We start from the raw sequence: 18,132 nt of genomic DNA on the forward strand, positions 1-18,132 counted from the left end.
GTATGAGCTACATCGTTTCCGCGACTGACTTGAAATCCATCCAGTTCAACGAGAAGAACGAGTTAAACGCAGTCCTCCAGAACATCGCGGTGATCCTCTCCACGCCCATGGGCACCGTGCCCCTTTACCGGGACTTCGGGCTTGACTGGTCTTTCCTGGATAAGCCCACCCCCGTGGCGAAGGTGCTGATGGTCGCCCCGGTGAAGGAGGCCATCCAGCGGTGGGAGCCGCGGGCCGAGGTGCTGGACGTCTCGTTTTCGGAGGACCCGGCCCAGCCGGGTGTATTGATCCCAACAGTGGAGGTGGACATCAACCTTGAGTAGAAATACGGAGCATCAATTTATCCCCACAGACACTGGGGAGGTGGTGGCCCTCCTCACGGCACTTTACGAGAAGATCACCAAGACCACCGTTCACCCCGCCAGCCCGGAAAGGCTGTTCATCCAGTACATGGCCAACATCATCATCCAGGAGAGGGTGCTGTCCAACTATGCGGCAAATCAGAATGTCCCCAGCCGCGCCGAAGGGGAGAACCTGGACGCCCTGGCGGAGTTGACCCACATCAATGGCAGGCCGGAGGCAAAGCCCGCCGTGTGCAAGGTACGGTTCTCCATCTCGGAGGCCCAGGATACGGCTATCCTGATCCGCGCCGGCACGAGGGTGACAGACCCCGCTAATACCCTGATTTGGGAGACGGAGGCCGATGCCTACGTCCCCATCGGGGAGACTTCCGTGGAGCTTCCTGTGCGCTGCCAGACTGCCGGAACAATCGGCAACGGCTATGCCGTCGGCCAGATCAACACGCTGGTGGACGTCTATGACTACTACTCGGAGTGTGTCAGCACTACGGAATCCGGCAGCGGCTCCGATGTGCCGGATGATAATGAATACTACGAGCTGATGCGGGCCAGCATGGACTCCTTCAGCTGTGCCGGAGCCCGGGGCGGGTACATCTTTTGGGCGAAACAGGTCAGCACGGAAATTGCGGACGTGATTGCCAACTCCCCGACCCCCGGTGTGGTCAAATTGTATGTCCTGATGAACGGCGGGGAGCTGGCCAACGAGGAGGTCAAGGGTAAGGTGCTGGCCGCCTGCAACGCCGATGAGGTGCGCCCCCTGACTGACCAGGTATTCGTGGAGGACGCAGATGTCGTTGACTACGACATTGACTTCACCTATTACATCCAGACCGGGAGCGCGGCCAGCGCGGCGGACATCGCCGCAGCGGTTCAGATGGCGGTGGATGAATTCAACGCCTGGCAGTGCGCCAGGCTGGGCCGGGACATCAATCCCTCGCGCCTGATCAATATGCTGATGCAGACTGGGATCAAGCGGGTGGAACTGAGAGCCCCGGCCTTCACCGTCCTCCGAGATGGCGGCAACAAGACCGTGCCGCAGGTTGCGTCCTTCGGCACCGCCGCCATTGTGAACGGGGGCTATGAGGATGAATAAGCACGGCCTTACAAAAGAAAACCTGGTGGCCACCCTGCCCCCGGCCCTGCGGACTGACCCGTCCGTGGTGGCACTGGCCGAGGCCCTCGGAGAAGTGCTGGCCGCCCGCCCGGCGGAAATCGACCTGCTGCGGATCTACCCGGCTATTGACCAACTGGACGAGCGGCTGCTGGACATACTCGCCTATGACTTCAAAGTGGACTGGTGGGATGCTGACTACTCTTTGGAGGAAAAGCGCCGGACGCTGAAGGACAGCTGGCGCGTCCACAGGCTCCTGGGCACCAGGGCTGCCGTGGAAATGGCCATCTCCGCCATTTACCCACACACACAGGTGCTGGAGTGGTTCGAGTACGGCGGGGAGCCGTACCACTTCCGGCTGGACATCAACATCACCAACGACCACATCGACTCGGACAAGCAGCGCCGGGTATTGGAGCGGCTGAACTTTTATAAAAGCCTCCGCTCCCACAATGACGGTGTGACCTACTTCGTGGAGGCGGAGCCCGCTGTTGTAAAAGCGGTGGCCAGCGCCCCCGGCCTGACCGAGACCCTCCATGTTCCCCTGGTGCTGCCGGTGCCGCTGATCCAGCCCACGGCAAGCGTCCGTGTTGGCGCCACAACGGGCCTGTGGGAGAGTGTGGCGGCCAGGGTGGAATTACCCACCCCCATCATCAGGCCCACGGCCACGGCCCGCACAGGGGCCACAGCGGCGCTCTACGAGGCGTTCACGGCAGGGGTGGATTTGCCCACGCCTGCTATTCGGAGGACGGCCAGCGCACGGCTGGGGGCTGCAGTGAGCCTGCTGGAGGAGTTCGAGTCCCGGCTCGTGCTGCCGGACGGAGCGCCGGCGAGGAGCGGGACAAGGCTCCGGGCAGTCGTGGCCAGCACATGGCAGGAGTGCTATGTGACCCAGGCCGTCCCCCTCATGGATAAGGTGTTAACTGCCGCCGCGCAGGCCCATGCGAAAGGCGTGGTGGCGTCAACGCAAGAAACAGCAAAGACCCATATCAATTTACAGGAGGTAGACTATGGCGGAACAGAGTAAAACCACACGCTGGTCTAAAACGGCGGTGACGGATGCCGGTACCAGCCTGCTGACCGAGTTTGCGGCGGGGCGGCTCCTGACCATCACCAGCGCATTCGGTTCCGTCAGCGACCCTGGGGAGAACCTGGTGGAGCTGACGGAGCTGCCCGATGGCCGGGAGCACCCGCTGACCATCGAGAGTGTCACCCGAAATGATGACAGCGTGACGGTGTGTATCCAGGTGACCAGCATCGGAAACCCGGAGCCGTACAAGCTGGAGCAGATCGGTATCTTCGCCGCGGCCGGCGGCGCCGATGGGCCGGGAAGTATCGTGGCCGGCGAAAAGCTGCTGATGGTCATCGAGGACACGGAGGATGAGCGCGGCGGCAAGGGTGTAACTGTGCCGGCGGAGACCGACCAGCTCTATACGTTCAAGCTGTATGCTGTGCTGACCGTTACCAACAAGGAGCGGCTGGAGATCAGCGTGTCCGCCGCCGGGATCGCTACGCTGGGGGCCATCGAGGACGCCATGAAGGCGCATGAGGAAGACCCCAACGCCCACCCCAATCTGGCGGGCAAGTCTGTGGGAGACCACAACGAAGACCCGGAGGCCCACCCCAGCCTGACCGCTCGGATGCGGGCCACGGAGCTGGCTCTGAACGGGAGCGAGACGATCCTTGCCCCGGAGGGCGACCCCACCACTGAGACGGTTGGCAAGAAGGGCCAGCACTACATCAATATGGACACCGGCACAGAGTGGGAATGCGCCGGCGTGAAGGATGGCGAGTACATCTGGGGGCTGGTGGACTACGACAGCGAAAACTACAAGTCCATGCGGGATATTCTGAGCGAGGCAGCCACCACCGCAGCCCAGGCCAAGGAAGTGGCCGACGGTGCAGCCGCGGCCATTGCCGCCGTTCAGAATACCATCTCTGTGATCCCCTCCCAGTCCGGCAGCCTGACCTACAACGGGGGCGCCCAGCTCCCCAGCTGGAACAACCTGGCCCTGGAGATGATGACCATCACCTACGGGGAGGACAGGGTGTCGGCGGCTGACTTCCAGGGAGAAACGGATGCGGGAACCTACAAAGCCTATGTCACGCCCAAGGAGGGCTACACGTGGGGCGACAAGTCTGCCGAGGAGAAGGAGATCCCCTGGACGATCCAGCGGGCCACCATCACCACCGCCCCCAGCGTGAGCGGCTCTCTGAGCTACACCGGGGAGCCCCAGGTTCCCACCTGGCTGAACCACAACCCGGAGCAGCTGACCAAGGTGGAGACGGCCCAGACGGACGCCGGGGACTACTCCTCTTCCTTTGCGCCCACCAAGAACTATCAGTGGCCCGGCGGTGACACCTCGGCCAGGGTGATCCCCTGGTCTATCGCCAAGGCTGCAAACACCTTCAGCATCGCCCCCAGCACGGCCCAGGAGCTGGACGTGGGCGACACGGTGGTGATCCAGGTGACGTCCAACAGCGATGCTGTCATCACGGCGGAGTCCAGCAATACGGGCTATGCCTCGGTGTCGGTAGATGCGGATGAAAAGACCGTGACCATCCGTGGTACTGGCGAGGGCGCGGCCACCGTCAGCATCCACAGCAAGGGCAGCGCCAACTATGCCGACGCCAGCGCCACCCTCAACGTGGCTGTGAGCCGGAAGACGCCCACCTTCTCCCTCAGTCCTTCGGGCAATCAGTCTCTGAACATCGGCGGCAGCAAGCAGATCGCCGTCACCACCGACAGTGACGGGGCCGTGTCTGCCAGCTCCAGCGCCCCTGGCGTGGCCACGGCAGCGGCCAGCGGGAAGAACGTGACCATCTCCGGCGCGTCCGCCGGCAATGCGGTGATCACGATCTCCGTGCCGCAGACCACAAAGTATAACGCGGCCAGCGCCACGGTGAATGTCAGCGTGGTCAAGCCCTCGGTTGCCAATTCCACTTGGGACGATATCAAGGCCATTTCTGATGCGGGGACGGCGGCCAGCTACTTCGCCCCCGGCGACACCAAGAGCATCACCCTCAACGGCACCGTGGGGACACTGGCGCTGAACAATCTGGCGGTGGATGTGTTCATCCTGGGCATCAACCACAACGCATCCAGGGAGGGCAGCAACCGCATCCATTGGGCCATCGGGAAGATCGGCGGCACCCTTATTGCCCTGTGTGACAGCAACTACAACAGCGGCTACACGGACGGCAGGAAGGGGTTCAATATGAACCACTGGGGGAATTACAACTACGGCGGCTGGAAGGGCTGTGACCTCCGCTACGATATCTTGGGCAGCACCAACAAGGCCCCCAGCGGTTATGGTAGTTCCCCGCAGACGAGCCGAACCGGGAATGATCCCTCTGGCTATGACATTGTGAACAGCCCCGTGGCAAACACGCTGATGGCCGCACTGCCCCAGGCGCTGCGTAAGGTGATGAAGACCGTCACCAAGTACACGGATAACAAAGGCAATGCCAATCAGAACACCGCCTCTGCCGTGACAACCTCGGTGGATTACATCTTCCTCCTTTCGGAGTTTGAGGTGTTTGCCGCTAAGACCTACGCCAACGACTACGAGAAGAACTACCAGGCGCAGTACGATTATTTCAAGGCGGGCAACAGCAAGACCATGTATAAGCACGACGCTCGTACAACGGCAGTGTGGGGGCCGCTGCGCTCTCCTTATTACGGCAGCTACAATCCCTTCAGCGCAGTCGGCTCCGGCGGCTCCGTCAGCGCTTGCAATGCTAACCACTGCGGGGGGCTGCTGGCCGGCTTTTCTACCTAATCCCCCGCAGGGTATCCCGCCCTAATCCCGCCCCCGCAAGGGGGCGGCCCACCGGGGCCAACAAAAACCGGCCCGGCAGGGCCGGAACATGGAGGGCGCGTAAGCGCCCGACGCGATTTTTTATTTTTGCCCCCTTTGCCTCTGGAGGTTTTTGTGTTATACTGGCCCTTATCCAGTGTCGAAGGAGGCAGGAAAATGTCGGTACTTCTCAGCAAGCGCACGGTGAGCGGGGCAGATTTCGTAAATGTAGCAAATCAGATCTACGTGGAAACGCTGGCCTTCCTTACGCGGCTGTCGGCACGATACTCCCGGCTGGTGGCAGAACCCACGGCACAACTGGCGGGGGAAGTCAAAGACCACGCTGAAAAGGCAAACAGCATCTTTCCTGCCGGCGCTCAGCTGGAATTGCGGGTGAAACTCAGAACGGAGCATCTTTTGGAGGCCCGCGCCTCGCTGATGGCACTGGATTCCAGACTGACGGACTGCTACCTGGTCATGATGCAGAACCCGGAGGGGTGTTTTACCACCTCCAAGGGGAAAACGGTCGGGCCGAAGGAGGCGGTAGAAAAGCTGGACGCGATGGCCCAGAGCCTGGGGGAAAAAATAGACCAGGAAATGATCTTCTCAAGGGCCAAATCGAAAGTATGGGCAAAAAGCTAAAATCCTGATTGGGCATTGGGTGTACTTCTGATAATTTGCCCCGCGGCAGTGTGGGGGCCGCTGCGCTCTCCTAATTACAACAACAACAATAACTTCAGCGCAGTCGGCTCCGGCGGCTCCGTCAACAACTACAATGCAAACAACTGCGGGGGGCTGCTGGCCGGATTTTACGTAAATACGCGGTCAAATGGAGTAGCAGGGCTACGGCCCAGGTGAAAGACGACCGACGTAAAAGGAGAAGTACTTCCCTGGGTAGCCAATCCCTAAAACTGCTCTGCTCGGGAGAGCAGAAAAGGGTATAACCTATGATGAATAGCCGATACCCTTTCTTTTGATGCCTTTACACGTACGCTTCTTGCATGGTGGGGCTATGTGTCTACCCCCATTTCATGTGTACGGGCAAAGCAGATTAGAGGACACCCTACAACTTATCTGTACGAAAGGCGAATACTTTTATTATGAACAGTCAGGAACGCAGAGAGGCCCGGTACCAGCGCCGCAAAGCCAAGCGGCAAAAACGGAGGGAGGAGCGGTGTGCCGCTCTCGGCTCCATCGACCAGGTATTCAGCTACCGCAAGATGTTCTTCTACGGGCGAAAGTGCTGCAACGGTGTCCGTTGGAAGCGAAGCGCCCAGAACTTCGAGCTGCACCTGTTTTCCGGCACTGCAAAGCGTCGCCGGCAGGTGCTGAACGGAACATGGAAGCCCAAAAAATGCGTTCACTTTACCCTGTATGAGCGGGGTAAGGTGCGACCCATTGACGCGCCCCACATCACTGACCGGCAGATCCACAAGACCCTCTGTAATGAAGTCCTTATCCCCCTGTACACGCCCAGCATGATTTATGACAACGGGGCCAGTCAGAGGGGTAAGGGCCTGCATTGGCATTATCGGCGAATCGAGGAGCATTTGCATTGGCATTTCCGGCGCTATGGCCGGGAGGGAGCTGTCCTTCAGATTGACCTGAAGGGGTACTTCCCCAATGCGCCCCACGCCCTGATCTACCAGCGGCACCAGCAGCTGATCACCGACCCCGCCCTCCGGGAGTTGGCGGACAAGATCATACGGTTCTCCCCCTGTCCCACGCCGGGGCGGGGGATGCCGCTGGGCGTGGAGCCGAGCCAACAGGAAATGGTCGCCCTCCCCAGCCAGATCGACAACTGGGTCAAGTGTCAGGCGCGGGTTGAGTATGATGGCCATTTTATGGATGACAACATACTGTTCTTCCCTACGATTGAGGAGGCCAAGCGGATGGGCCATGAGATCGTGCGCCGGTTTGAGGCAAAGGGCATCCGGGTAAACCGCCGCAAGTGCAGCGTCACCCCGCTTACAAAGCCTTTCAGGTTCTGCAAGGCCCGTTTTACCTTGACCGAAACCGGAAAAGTCAAAATCAATGGCAGCCGGGACGGAGTAAAGCGAGCGCGGCGCAAGTTGAAACTATTCCATCGAGAGGTTAAGGCTGGTCAGCGCGAGTTCAAAGACGTTGAGCAGTACATGGTGTGCCAGGGCGCATACTACAAAAATTTTGATGACCATGGGCGGGAACTCCGCCTACGGCGGCTCTGCCACGCTATCTTTTTTGGAGGTGCAAAATGTTCAGGATCACCAACACCAGAGACGGGAAAAGCCTCGGCATGACCGAGGCCCCCACCTACATCAAGCAGGCCGAGAACGGCTGCTACATCCTGTGCCCGGAGCCGGAGGCTTCGGGCATTGCTATTTCCGGGGTTCCTTACCGTCTGCTGGGCCGGGAGGCCCCGGAGGGTATGGAGGAACTGGATGCCGTCATGCTGGAGGAGACGGACGCTGGCCCGATGGTCGCTGCGGCCCACGACCTTTCGGCGGACATTGACGGCCTGACCGTAGACCACGAATACCGCATTACCTTGCTGGAGCTTGGCCTTGCGGCAGACAGTGAGACCGTTTGAGAGGGGAGGTGCAAAAAATGCTGTATCGGACACTTAAGCGCATGATCGAGCGCGGCCAGATCGATGGCATGGAGGAGAAGCTGGACATCTTCCTGGCCTCCAGCAAGATCACGGCGGAGGAGTACACCGAGCTGATGGGCCTGCTGCCCAACAAAGCCGCCGACAACCCCACGGAGGAGTAAGCCATGGAGCAGAGCTATCACAAGCGGTACATCGCCCGGAGGCGGGCGCGGTTCAAGGGCTGCAATGGCCAGCAGGTCAATATTCCATACGGTTCCATCCTGGAGGCCCAGGATGGTTTTTTGTTGTGGAAGGGTCAGCCCCTGTGTGTGGACACCAGCCAGAACGCTCACGAGTTCTTCAGCCAGGACGATGACGGCCAGGGCCAGGAGCGCGGCCAGTTGGTGGCCGCCATCCTCGCCCGGCTGGAGACCCCGCCCAATGCTGGGGAGAAGTGCCGGACGGAGCTGCAGGCCCGGTGGGATAAGGTGTGGGCCGATCCTCTGAGCCAGAAGTACAAGCGGCCGGAACATGAGGACTTCTGGATTTGGAGTCATGACTTCTATGATGCGCCGGTAGTAGATCTCCGGCACATCGCCGCCCTGGTGGGGGCGAAAGTCAAGGGCTAAAACAAGAGCAGGAGCGCATCACTTCGGTGGTGCGCTCCATCGTTTTTGAAGGAGATGTAAAGACATGGTCATTGAACTTTCTGTCGGTGGGCTGATCACGCTGCTGGGCATCCCCACCGCCATCACAGCGTTCTGCTCCTGGATGCTCCAGCGGCGCATCACCAAGAGGGAGAAAGCCCAGGAGGAGCGAGAGCAGGCCCGTGAGCAGAACGAGGTGCTTATCATCAAGGGCATGGGGGCCGCCATCGCTCTGGGGGAGGCTACGGCACAGGCCGTCCAGCGCATCCCGGACGCCCACTGCAACGGCGATATGCACGCCGCCCTGGAGTACGCCAGGAAGGTCAAGCACGAGCACAAGGAATTTATGACAGAGCAGAGCGTCCAGGCGCTCTATTGAGGAGGGCGGCACAGGATGGAATTTTCCAAGAAAATGCTGGTGCTGCACATCTTCATCTCCGTGATCTTGTGCGGTATCACTGTGGCCGGAACCATCCTGGGGTGGGATGTCAGCGCCGTGGCCGTCCTGGCGGGCACTTCTTTGGTGACAGACGGCACCTGGGGCGGTTTCTACCTGTGGAAGTCCAAAAATGAAAACCGGGCCAAGTACGCACAGCGTTTTCTAAAGCAGTTTGCCAGCCAATACGGGGCAGACGTGGCCCTCCGGGCTGCTGAAATTGTGCTGAAGGACTGAGAGGTGATCGGGACATGGACACAAAAACCAAAACAGAAATTGTGGTGACCGCGCAAAAAATCATTTTCGGGCAAGAAGGGAATTACGGTTCTGTCAATGCGAACGACAACGGAGCTATAAGCGTGGGCAAGGTGCAATGGCACGCCGGGCGGGCGCTTGCCCTTCTGAAAAAGATTTGCTCAGCGGAAAACGGAGCGGCTTCCATCCTGGGGGCCGCCTTGTATCAAGAAATCACGACAGCGGCAGCTGGTGCCTGGAACACCCGGACGGTGAATGCGGCGGAAAAGGCAGCAATCAGCAAGCTACTTTCTACTGATGCCGGGAAACGTGTGCAGGACGCCCAGGCGGAAGCAGACGTGGGCGCATACGTGGATCACGGCTTGAAAGTAGGCGTAGAAGACCCGGCGGCCCTTGTGTACTTTGCCGATCTGGAAAACCAGGGCGGCGGTGGTGCGTCCGCAAGAGTGGCCTCCGCCTCAAAGAAACCTGTAACACTGGATACGATACACGCCGCTGCTCTTGCTGACCGCGTTATGGGTAAGTACGCAACCAGGAGGAAAAACGTGTACAATGCGGCAAAGGCATCGGCAATAGGAGGAACCAAGATGAACAAAAAGCCTGTTTCTTATTTGCAAACCGATTCCCGGTGGAAGAACAAGCCCTACCGGGTCAAGGGCGAGAATGCCACCATCGGCGGCTCTGGCTGTGGCCCTACTGCTGCGGCCATGATTGTCGAGACCATGACCGGGAAAAAGTTCACCCCGGAAGACGCCTGCAACTGGTCTATGGCTCACGGCTACAAGGCCCTGGGCAATGGTACCTACTACGGCTACTTCAAACCGCAGTTCGCCGAGTTCGGCATCGACTGCGATATGCTGAACTGGACCAAGACCTACGGCAAGCCCGACCACGCCAACCATAAGAAGGTTGAGGAGATGCTGAAGCAGGGCTACTATTTTATCGCCCTGATGCTGGAGGGACTCTGGACTTCTGGCGGCCATTTCGTTGTTCTGTGGTGGCAGGATGACAAAATGCGCATCCTTGATCCGGCCAGCACAAAGGAAGCCCGCCTGAACGGTGACATCCGCACATTCCGTAGCCAGTGTGCCTACTACTGGTGGGTCGATGCTCGGAAGTTCAACGGGTACGGTGCGGCTGTGAAGCCCCCGGTCGCCTCCAGCGGTACTCCCGCCACCGGCTCCGCCCCGTCTCTCGGTCTGAAGGTCGGTGACATCGTGGACTTCACCGGCACCGAGCACTATTACAGCGCCAACGCCTCGAAGCCCGCCACCTGTAAGCCTGGTCAGGCAAAGGTAACGCAGATTTACAACGGGAAGCACCCGTATCAGCTGATCCACGTCAAGGGCGGCGGCTCCACCGTCTATGGGTGGGTGGATGAAAAGAATATCCAGCCCCCGGCCCTGGCCGCAGTCGATAAGCTGGCCAAGCTGGGGGTTATCAACTCCCCGGATTACTGGAAACAGGCCGTGACCGGCGGCAAGGTGAAATACCTCGATGTTCTGCTCACCAAGGCGGCGGCGAAGATCAGCAAGGCCGGCACCCGCTCCAGTACCCCGGAGGCTGCCGTGGCCGCCTTGGTGTCCGCCGGCGTGATCGACACCCCGGACTATTGGCTGTCCAACTATGGCACATTCCCCAGCCTGGGGGCGCTGCTGTGCGCTCTGGGCGGGGCTGTGAAATAAATTTTGAGGAGGAACACATCATGAAAGAATTTCTGTTTGAACTGCTCCAGGCGGTGGCCACCGCCGCCGTCCCTGTCTGCGCGGCTTTCCTCGTGCAGTTTCTGCGCCGGAAGTCGGCGGAGGCCGCAGCGCGGACCGACAGCCTGATCACCAAGGAGCTGCTGGCCGAAGTGACCGAGGCCGTGACCACCGCCGTCACCTACACCAGCCAGACCTATGTGGACACGCTGAAGAAGGACGGCATCTTCAATAAAGAAGCCCAGATGGAGGCTTTGCAGAAAGCCAAAGATAAGACCCTGGCCCTCCTCTCGGAATCCGCAAAGGATGTGCTGGCGCAGATCTACGGCAGTCTGGACGATTACCTGGAAACCATGATCGAGGCGCAGGTCCGGGTGCAGAAACAGGATGCCCCCGCTACCCTTGGTGTCCCCTTGGAGGCTATTGAGAGCGTCCGGGAGGTCCCCGACACCGCAGCCATCGCCACGGCCACCGCAGCGGCTACCGCTGCCGCTACTTCTGCGGCAACCGCCGTTGTCCAGAACACCATCACTCAGACGCCCCCTGTCAGCGCCCTTGACAGCCCCCAGGAGGGCGGGGCAGCTCCGGTGGTATAAATTCACGTCCTCGCCACTTTCCCTCGCCTGTGGGCCAGAGAGCGGCGAACGTGACCGCAGTAACGCCCCCTTGCAGGTTTCGGCCTGCGAGGGGGCTTTTTTGTTTGTGGCAAATTCCCAGACGTTTGGGATTTTGGTAGGCGGTCAGAGGAAAATCTTCTCGCCAGTAAGGACATCCACCACCGTGGCGCCCTTGCCGAAAGCAGCCCGCATCTCGGCCATTTCCGTGGCGCTGGGGGCCCTTCCCGCCGCCCGGTAGGATTCCAGGTCGGCTTTTACCTCGGCCTCACGTGCGGCCTGTGTCGCGGCGCTGTCGGCCTTGTCGGTGACCAGCACCAGCATCTCCAGCAGATCATCCATCAAGGCCCGCCCGATGCAGTTCCGGGCAACCCCGGCCTCGTCAATGGTAATGGCTCCACTGCCCAGGTCGGCCTTGACCTTTGCCAGTTCGCCTTGGGCGTGCTGCTGCCAAAAGGCCCCCAGGTCGCCGCGCAGTTCCCGTTGAAATCTTGTCATTGTCAAAACCTCCATTTTTTGTGTATAGGCGACCAGAAGAGCCGTGGCCCTTCTGGTCGCCGGTTTGGTCAGGTGCGGAAAAGGATGCCGGGGTATTCCTTGGTGCCCTCGCCGCCCCAGCGGGTCTCGCTCCTGGTCACCTTGCAAAGCCCCTGCATGGTGCAGCCCTCGGCGGTCAGCAGATGGAGGAGTCTCATCAGCGCGGTGCTCTGATCGGTGACTGCGAACTCGGTAATCCCGGCGGCCCGGAGGGCCTCCACGAAGTCGTGGGTGTCCTTATCCCAGGGGAGGTCGCGCACCTCGAAGGTGCTGCTCTCGTCCCGGACGCTGTTGAACCAGGCGCAGAAGGCTTTGTCCTGCCCGTTGGTGAAGGGGTACTTAATTCCCTTCTCGCGCTCGTGCCAAGACTCCAGCGCGGCCCAATCCTCGGCCTTCAGAATGGCATCCTTCTCGGCCTCACGCTGCGCCCGTGCTTTTTCGTATTCGGCGCTGGTCTGGTTCATGGTCTGGAAGTAGGTGTTGTTTTTCATGGTGATTTCCTCCGTTTTCTGAAGTGTGGTTTTCCCTTTCGGTAGTGTATTAATCACTCTGAACCGAGATAATAGCAAGCATTTTCTGAGAATAAACTACACAATTTCTGCTGGCCATGTTTGTGTGGATTACGCCCCAGAATACACTTGCTATTTCCTCTATTTAGAGCGAATATGTGTGTACCGAAAGGGAAAACGAACAAAACGGAGGGCTACACCATGAAGACAAAATTCTACCTCAACGGCAAGAAGACCACCCGCAAGGCGATTAAGGAGCAGCTGGGGGAGGAGCGGCTGGCCCGGATGCTGAAGGAGGCCAAGGCTACCTTCCTGGAGGACCCCCTGACCCAGAACGACTTCTTCATCGGGAACGGGATGCTGACCATCTCCTTTGAATGAGCCAGCGAGACCGGGGGCAGGGCCGCAAGGCCCTGTTTGCCGTTTGCAGCCCCGTGTGGCGCGTCCTCCGGGTGGGTGGATGTTTACCCCTCCGCCGTTGCAGCGGCCCACTGTGCCCAGCGACGGGGGGCAGTGTGGCCGTTCCATGTTCCGTTTTCAAGGTGCTTATATTAACGGGGCGGCGATTGACTCCCCCGGTGCCGGTGGGTTCCCACGACACTCCATACCTGCATCTTCTTCGGACTTATGCAGGTATGGGTGTTTCGGCCCGTACCCATCGGGCCATCATCAGGCGGGGTTCTTCAGATAATGGATGTACCATCCACAACCAGCGGCGCGGTCTTTGTTGTCTGCGCTGTAGTCCCGGCCATAGGAGATGACCTGGTAGCGATCCGGGCAATCCCACAAGTGGCGTAGCGCCCTGGCATAGCGGCTCCGCTTAGAAAATCTGAGTACAAACATGACGCTCTCCTTTCACTCAATGATCTCGTGGAGTTTCCACCCGTGCCAGGTGTGCTCCGGGTCCATCTTGGCCCACCGCTCCTCGTTGTAGCAGAAGGCATAATTCATGATGCCCTCATGCCCAGGCCGATCCGGGAACCGGGTGCGGAACTTGCGGTTGGCCTCCTCCCTGGAGGTAGCCCTGACCTCCACCCAGCCGTTCTGATAGGGAAAGCTTGGGTCGGAGCCGAAGGTGTAAAAGTAGCGGTTCACAGCTTTCCCTCCCACGATTTTTTCACAAAAAGGGTGTTCTGAATGGCCTCCTCGCGAGTTGCGCCCATGCCGTTCTGCCCGTCAAAACACCGATCAGGATGGGGGATGCAGAGCCAGGTGTCCAGGGAGATATCCGTGACGCTCTCCACAACGCCAATCTCCATCAGGTCTTTGAAGGTTCCGACGATGCCCAGCACCTCGGTCTTGTCGTCGGTGACGATCTTGCGAACCGTCCCGGTGTAGCCTTGCTTTTTCAGAAGTTTCATGTCAATGCCTCCTTTGCCCTCGTAACCTCTTGGGCGGGCGTATCAATCAGCAGGGGCTTTCGATGGTGTAGTTGCCATCACCGAACATTTCATTTCCGTACTCCTTTGCTGCCTCATAGCTGGGGAAGTCCTGCGGCATTTCGCTGGGATCGTTGGGGAATACAGTGCAGAACCAGTCACTCATAATTGATTGCCTCCTTGATTTTTCTGCCTTACTTTGTTATCATGGAGGCGGCCGGGGTAAGGCTCCCGGTCGCCCCTCTGGGGTTGGGTGGCGGTGTTCCTTGGTCGGGGCCGCCGCCCTTTTTATGCCTTGACCTTGCTGTCCCGCACGATCTTCGCGGCCTCCTCAGCGGCCTTGGCATCCTTGACGTTCGCCTCAATCAGCTTTGCGATGTTCTCCAGGTACTGATTGAGCTCCGCGCTCGTCATCTCGTCCATGTCCTCCCTCCTTTCGTAAGGGGCGGGCCGCCCCTGCCTTACGAGTATTATTATAAACTAAACGGTTGAAAATGTCAACCCTTTATTTTAACTTTTTTGGGGAAATTTGAAAAATTTTATTTGACTTTTGAAAAGGTTTAGTTTATACTTTGTCACATGGAGGTGAGGCTATGACAGCACGCCAGATTGTCGAGATGGCCACGGGGTACTGTGGGGTGTCGAACTCCGAGCTTGCCCGACGCCTTGGCTGGTCTCCGCAGCTGTTGAACAAACGGCTGAACACGGGGAAGTTTACGGTGGAGGAATGGGAAAAGATCGGGGAGGCCCTCGGAGCAACGGCGAGGGTCAGGTTCAAGTTTCCGGATGGCACAGAAATTTGATCCCTGCAAAAAGAAAGACCCGGACGCCAGATGAGCATCCGGGAGGGGAGAGCAGGGGCATATTCCATTTTAAGCAGGGAGACCGTGCCGGGCCTCTCTGCTTTTCTCTGTCCATGTACAGCCCCCGCGCCCATCCAGGCCCGCCAAGCCCGATGGACAGTGAAATCCTAATCAAGCCGCTCTCCTTATGGCCGGAGTATAGCACGGGTGGCCTGCTGATTTTGTTAAAAATTAGGAGATTGGATGCACCCACCTATGCACCCCAAAACACGGTTTTAAGGCCAATGCACCCCGGATGCACCCCAATTATTCTTGTTTTTCTTGGCTCCGTTTTGTTAGACTTTGCTACATGGAAAAACCCCGGAACCGTTGTGGCTCCGGGGTTTTGCAGGAAACTCAGCGCTTGGAGAACTGAGGCGCGCGGCGGGCCGCCTTGAGGCCGTACTTCTTGCGCTCCTTCATGCGAGGGTCGCGGGTAAGGAAGCCAGCGGCCTTGAGGGCGGGGCGGTATTCCTCATTGACCAGCAGCAGGGCGCGGGCAATGCCGTGACGGATAGCGCCAGCCTGGCCGGTGACGCCGCCGCCGGTGACAGTGGCCACAATATCCACCTTGCCCACCTGCTCGGTGGTGACCAGGGGCTGACGGACGATCAGCTTCAGGGTCTCCAGGCCGAAATAATCATCAATGTCGCGGCCGTTAATGGTGATGGCGCCGGTGCCGTTCTCAAACAGATGGACGCGGGCCACGGAGGACTTCCGGCGGCCAGTACCATAGAAATAAGGCTTCTTGCTCTTATACATATTCTAAATCCTCCTTACTCGGCGTCCCAGAGCTCAGGCTTCTGGGCGGCGTGGTTGTGCTCGCCGGCGCGGTAGATGTGCAGGCGGGTCAGGGCGTCGCGGGACAGGCTGTTCTTGGGCATCATGCCCTTCACGGCCAGCTTCATAGCCAGCTCAGGCTTGGTCTGCATCAGGGTGCGGTACTTGGTCTCCTTCAGGCCGCCCACCCAGCCGGAGTGGGTGCGGTAGTACTTCTGGTCCAGCTTCTTGCCGGTGAGCACCGCCTTCTCGGCGTTGATGATGATGACGCAGTCGCCGCAGTCGGCGTTGGGAGTGAACTCGGGCTTGCGCTTGCCCCGCAGCAGGTCGGCGGCGATAACAGCGGTTTTGCCCATGGGCTTGCCGGCGGCGTCGATAACGTACCACTTCCGCTGGGTGCTGCCCATTTTAGCCATGAACGTGGACATAGGTGAAACCTCCAATTTCCTTTACATTTATGTGAAAAATGCTTCTTTCAAAGCATTTTGCCCCTAAGAGTGTACAAATGGAGCGTTTTGTATTATAGTACGGGGATCTTCGGGTGTCAACGGATTTTTTAAAAAATTTTTAAAAAAACCAGGATATCTCATGAAATCTCTCATTTTCTTAATGATGCTCTTGATATCTCTTATTTAATTTTTGTTTTTCGCTTGCCGAAAACAGGCCTTTTATGGTAAAATGCGAGACATAAACGCCCTCCTCTTTGAGGGAGCCATTACAAAGGAGGATGTAGCATGAATAAAATCCTCTCCCTCACCCGCCGGTGTGTGGAGGATTACAATATGATCCAGCCCGGCGACCGAATTGCGGTGGGAGTATCCGGAGGAAAGGATTCCCTGATACTGCTGATGGCCCTGGCCAAGCTGCGGGAGTTTTACCCGGTTCCCTTTACCGTAGAGGCCATGACTGTAGACCTCGGCACGTCCAACTTCGCCCAGGGGAACGATTTCCGTCCAGTGGCTCAGCTGTGCCAGCAGCTGGACATCCCCTACACCATAATCCCCACCCAGATACGCTGGGTCATTTTTAACAGCCGAGAGGAAAAAAATCCCTGTTCCCTGTGCTCCAAGATGCGCCGGGGGGCCCTCCACGCCGCCCTGCAGGAGCAGGGAATCACCAAGATTGCCTTGGGCCACCACTACGACGACGCTGTGGAAACCTTCTTTATGTCCCTGATCTTTGAGGGGCGGCTGTCCTGCTTTCAGCCGGTGACCTACCTGGACCGGACGGGCATCACCCAGATCCGCCCCCTGCTCTACTGCGGGGAGAGCCTGATCCGTAACACCGCCCGGCGGCTGGAGCTGCCTGTGGTCCACAGCACCTGTCCCGTTGACGGCAGCACCAAGCGCCAGGAGATCAAGGAGCTGATCTATGAGCTCCAGGGCCGGTACCCAGGCCTGAAAGCCCGGGCCTTTGGAGCCATGCAGCGGCTGCCCCTGCCCGAATGGGGCCCTGTGGAACACCGCCGCCGGCCCCTTCCGGAAGAAGTGGAGGAGTGAGCTATGCGCCGTTCAAGACGAAGTCAAAGACCCAACCGGGTCCTGCCAGCCCTGATTGCAGCAGCCTTGGTGCTGGCTGTTGTTTTGGTCCTGTTAAACCAGCAGGAGCCCGCTCCTTTACCCCCGAGCACACAGGGGGGCAGCTTTGAGGTCCACTTTATCGATGTGGGCCAGGCGGATTCCGCGCTGGTGATCTGTGACAACCACTATATGCTTATCGACGGCGGCAACGCCGAGGATTCCGACCTGGTGTACGCCTACCTGGAACAGCATGGGGCGCAGCATTTGGACTGTATGGTGGCCAGCCACGCCCACGAGGATCACATCGGCGGCCTGTCCGGCGCACTGAACTACGCCACAGTGGACGTGGCGTACTGCCCGGTGGAGGAGTACAACACCAAGGTTTTTCAGAATATGGTATACTATCTGGGGGAACAGGGGAAGTCGCTGACCATTCCCACGCCGGGGGAGAAATTCAGCCTGGGTTCCGCCCAGGTGGAGATTCTGGGCCCGGTAAAAGAGTATGACGACACCAATGACACCTCCATTGTCCTGCGCATTGACTACGGTGAGACCTCCTTCCTCTTTACCGGCGACATGGAGAAGGGGGCGGAGGCGGATCTGATTGAGTCCGGGGCCAACTTGCGGGCCACTGTCCTGAAAGCGGGCCACCATGGGAGCGACACCTCCAGCAGCTACCAGTTCATCCGGGAGGTGATGCCTCAATACACCGTCATCTCGGTGGGGGAGGGCAACAGCTACGGGCACCCCTCTGAGGAAGTGCTCAGCCGCTTCCGGGACGCGGGGACAGAGGTCTACCGCACTGACATGCAGGGCCATGTTATCGCCATGAGTGACGGCAAAACGGTTACCTTCCGCACCGAGAAGGAGGCGGACACCGCCACAAATCCCACCAGCGGCGCCCCTTTGCAGACATACATTGGAAATTCGTCCAGCAAAAAGTTCCATTTGCCCGACTGTGCCTCCGCAAAGAACATCCAAGAGGACAAGCGGGTGGTATTCCTGACCCGGCTCCAAGCCACCCTCCAGGGTTATGAGCCCTGCGGGCGGTGCAAGCCGTAGACACAGCAA

Annotated in this window: 26 protein-coding genes; 17 read left to right on the forward strand and 9 right to left on the reverse strand. The window is 59.1% G+C overall.

Annotated elements, in window-relative coordinates; all coding sequences use genetic code 11:
• The first annotated feature begins 2 nt into the window (after positions 1 to 2).
• The 13 genes from NFS22_RS00870 (at position 3) to NFS22_RS00930 (ending at position 11,476) form a co-directional block, all read left to right on the forward strand.
• Positions 3 to 323: a GPW/gp25 family protein gene (locus NFS22_RS00870; protein WP_251315877.1), complete on the forward strand. Its 321-nt coding sequence runs from the start codon at positions 3 to 5 to the stop codon at positions 321 to 323.
• Complete coding sequence (locus NFS22_RS00875; RefSeq protein WP_251315878.1) at positions 316 to 1,452, forward strand: baseplate J/gp47 family protein; 1,137 nt, start codon at positions 316 to 318, stop codon at positions 1,450 to 1,452. Before NFS22_RS00870 ends, NFS22_RS00875 begins: the two co-directional genes overlap by 8 nt.
• Complete coding sequence (locus tag NFS22_RS00880) at positions 1,445 to 2,497, forward strand: phage tail protein I (RefSeq protein WP_251315879.1); 1,053 nt, start codon at positions 1,445 to 1,447, stop codon at positions 2,495 to 2,497. The genes NFS22_RS00875 and NFS22_RS00880 overlap by 8 nt, the downstream gene beginning before the upstream one ends.
• Positions 2,481 to 5,252 (forward strand): DUF6273 domain-containing protein, encoded by a 2,772-nt coding sequence (locus NFS22_RS00885; protein WP_251315880.1) that lies wholly within the window; start codon positions 2,481 to 2,483, stop codon positions 5,250 to 5,252. The genes NFS22_RS00880 and NFS22_RS00885 overlap by 17 nt, the downstream gene beginning before the upstream one ends.
• Before the next feature lie 195 nt (positions 5,253 to 5,447).
• Positions 5,448 to 5,912: a hypothetical protein gene (locus NFS22_RS00890; protein ID WP_251315881.1), complete on the forward strand. Its 465-nt coding sequence runs from the start codon at positions 5,448 to 5,450 to the stop codon at positions 5,910 to 5,912.
• Positions 5,913 to 6,370: 458 nt separating this feature from the next.
• Complete coding sequence (locus NFS22_RS00895) at positions 6,371 to 7,549, forward strand: reverse transcriptase domain-containing protein (RefSeq protein WP_251315882.1); 1,179 nt, start codon at positions 6,371 to 6,373, stop codon at positions 7,547 to 7,549.
• Positions 7,504 to 7,839, forward strand: coding sequence for a hypothetical protein (locus NFS22_RS00900; protein ID WP_251315883.1), 336 nt, complete (start codon positions 7,504 to 7,506; stop codon positions 7,837 to 7,839). Before NFS22_RS00895 ends, NFS22_RS00900 begins: the two co-directional genes overlap by 46 nt.
• A gap of 17 nt (positions 7,840 to 7,856) precedes the next feature.
• On the forward strand, positions 7,857 to 8,021 hold the full coding sequence (locus NFS22_RS00905; RefSeq protein WP_251315884.1) for a hypothetical protein: 165 nt from the start codon (positions 7,857 to 7,859) through the stop codon (positions 8,019 to 8,021).
• Positions 8,022 to 8,024: 3 nt separating this feature from the next.
• Positions 8,025 to 8,468, forward strand: a complete 444-nt coding sequence (locus NFS22_RS00910) for an isoaspartyl peptidase (RefSeq protein WP_251315885.1) — start codon at positions 8,025 to 8,027, stop codon at positions 8,466 to 8,468.
• 64 nt (positions 8,469 to 8,532) lie between these two features.
• A complete protein-coding gene (locus tag NFS22_RS00915) occupies positions 8,533 to 8,865 on the forward strand; it encodes a serine/threonine protein kinase (protein ID WP_251315886.1) in 333 nt (110 codons plus the stop codon).
• Between the two features lie 15 nt (positions 8,866 to 8,880).
• On the forward strand, positions 8,881 to 9,159 hold the full coding sequence (locus NFS22_RS00920; RefSeq protein ID WP_251315887.1) for a hypothetical protein: 279 nt from the start codon (positions 8,881 to 8,883) through the stop codon (positions 9,157 to 9,159).
• Positions 9,160 to 9,173: 14 nt separating this feature from the next.
• Complete coding sequence (locus tag NFS22_RS00925) at positions 9,174 to 10,862, forward strand: C39 family peptidase (protein WP_251315888.1); 1,689 nt, start codon at positions 9,174 to 9,176, stop codon at positions 10,860 to 10,862.
• A 20-nt stretch (positions 10,863 to 10,882) separates the two neighbouring features.
• The gene (locus NFS22_RS00930; RefSeq protein ID WP_251315889.1) at positions 10,883 to 11,476 is read left to right on the forward strand and encodes a hypothetical protein; all 594 of its coding nucleotides are present in this window, start codon (positions 10,883 to 10,885) and stop codon (positions 11,474 to 11,476) included.
• Positions 11,477 to 11,620: 144 nt separating this feature from the next.
• Here NFS22_RS00930 and NFS22_RS00935 read toward each other — a convergent pair whose 3' ends face one another.
• The gene (locus NFS22_RS00935) at positions 11,621 to 11,992 is read right to left on the reverse strand and encodes a hypothetical protein (protein WP_251315890.1); all 372 of its coding nucleotides are present in this window, start codon (positions 11,990 to 11,992) and stop codon (positions 11,621 to 11,623) included.
• Between the two features lie 68 nt (positions 11,993 to 12,060).
• Positions 12,061 to 12,522, reverse strand: a complete 462-nt coding sequence (locus NFS22_RS00940; protein ID WP_251315891.1) for a DUF7698 family protein — start codon at positions 12,520 to 12,522, stop codon at positions 12,061 to 12,063.
• 219 nt (positions 12,523 to 12,741) lie between these two features.
• On the opposite strand from NFS22_RS00940, the gene NFS22_RS00945 reads away from it, so the two are divergent.
• Positions 12,742 to 12,921 carry a hypothetical protein gene (locus NFS22_RS00945; protein ID WP_251315892.1) on the forward strand — a complete coding sequence of 60 codons (180 nt, stop codon included), beginning with the start codon at positions 12,742 to 12,744 and terminating at the stop codon, positions 12,919 to 12,921.
• Positions 12,922 to 13,209: 288 nt separating this feature from the next.
• On the opposite strand, the gene NFS22_RS00950 is transcribed toward NFS22_RS00945, so the two are convergent.
• The 5 genes from NFS22_RS00950 to NFS22_RS23655 all read right to left on the reverse strand — a co-directional run bounded on the left by NFS22_RS00950 (position 13,210) and on the right by NFS22_RS23655 (position 14,342).
• On the reverse strand, positions 13,210 to 13,383 hold the full coding sequence (locus NFS22_RS00950; protein WP_251315893.1) for a hypothetical protein: 174 nt from the start codon (positions 13,381 to 13,383) through the stop codon (positions 13,210 to 13,212).
• Positions 13,384 to 13,395: 12 nt separating this feature from the next.
• On the reverse strand, positions 13,396 to 13,635 hold the full coding sequence (locus NFS22_RS00955; protein ID WP_251315894.1) for a hypothetical protein: 240 nt from the start codon (positions 13,633 to 13,635) through the stop codon (positions 13,396 to 13,398).
• Positions 13,632 to 13,901 (reverse strand): hypothetical protein, encoded by a 270-nt coding sequence (locus NFS22_RS00960; RefSeq protein ID WP_251315895.1) that lies wholly within the window; start codon positions 13,899 to 13,901, stop codon positions 13,632 to 13,634. Before NFS22_RS00960 ends, NFS22_RS00955 begins: the two co-directional genes overlap by 4 nt.
• A gap of 46 nt (positions 13,902 to 13,947) precedes the next feature.
• Complete coding sequence (locus NFS22_RS00965; protein WP_251315896.1) at positions 13,948 to 14,085, reverse strand: hypothetical protein; 138 nt, start codon at positions 14,083 to 14,085, stop codon at positions 13,948 to 13,950.
• 122 nt (positions 14,086 to 14,207) lie between these two features.
• The gene (locus NFS22_RS23655; RefSeq protein WP_277614729.1) at positions 14,208 to 14,342 is read right to left on the reverse strand and encodes a hypothetical protein; all 135 of its coding nucleotides are present in this window, start codon (positions 14,340 to 14,342) and stop codon (positions 14,208 to 14,210) included.
• A gap of 170 nt (positions 14,343 to 14,512) precedes the next feature.
• On the opposite strand from NFS22_RS23655, the gene NFS22_RS00970 reads away from it, so the two are divergent.
• On the forward strand, positions 14,513 to 14,722 hold the full coding sequence (locus NFS22_RS00970; protein ID WP_251315897.1) for a winged helix-turn-helix transcriptional regulator: 210 nt from the start codon (positions 14,513 to 14,515) through the stop codon (positions 14,720 to 14,722).
• A gap of 396 nt (positions 14,723 to 15,118) precedes the next feature.
• On the opposite strand, the gene rpsI is transcribed toward NFS22_RS00970, so the two are convergent.
• Together rpsI and rplM are read right to left on the reverse strand one after the other, a co-directional pair.
• On the reverse strand, positions 15,119 to 15,523 hold the full coding sequence (gene rpsI / locus NFS22_RS00975; protein ID WP_251315898.1) for a 30S ribosomal protein S9: 405 nt from the start codon (positions 15,521 to 15,523) through the stop codon (positions 15,119 to 15,121).
• Between the two features lie 14 nt (positions 15,524 to 15,537).
• The gene (gene rplM / locus NFS22_RS00980) at positions 15,538 to 15,969 is read right to left on the reverse strand and encodes a 50S ribosomal protein L13 (RefSeq protein ID WP_251315899.1); all 432 of its coding nucleotides are present in this window, start codon (positions 15,967 to 15,969) and stop codon (positions 15,538 to 15,540) included.
• A 306-nt stretch (positions 15,970 to 16,275) separates the two neighbouring features.
• Between rplM and NFS22_RS00985 the strand changes: the two genes are divergently transcribed.
• Both NFS22_RS00985 and NFS22_RS00990 read left to right on the forward strand, forming a co-directional pair.
• A complete protein-coding gene (locus NFS22_RS00985) occupies positions 16,276 to 17,040 on the forward strand; it encodes a tRNA lysidine(34) synthetase (protein ID WP_251315900.1) in 765 nt (254 codons plus the stop codon).
• A 3-nt stretch (positions 17,041 to 17,043) separates the two neighbouring features.
• Positions 17,044 to 18,123, forward strand: a complete 1,080-nt coding sequence (locus tag NFS22_RS00990) for a ComEC/Rec2 family competence protein (RefSeq protein WP_251315901.1) — start codon at positions 17,044 to 17,046, stop codon at positions 18,121 to 18,123.
• Positions 18,124 to 18,132: the final 9 nt, after the last annotated feature.

This window comes from Flintibacter muris (assembly GCF_943192995.1).
Taxonomy (GTDB): Bacteria; Bacillota; Clostridia; order Oscillospirales; family Oscillospiraceae; genus Lawsonibacter; species Lawsonibacter muris.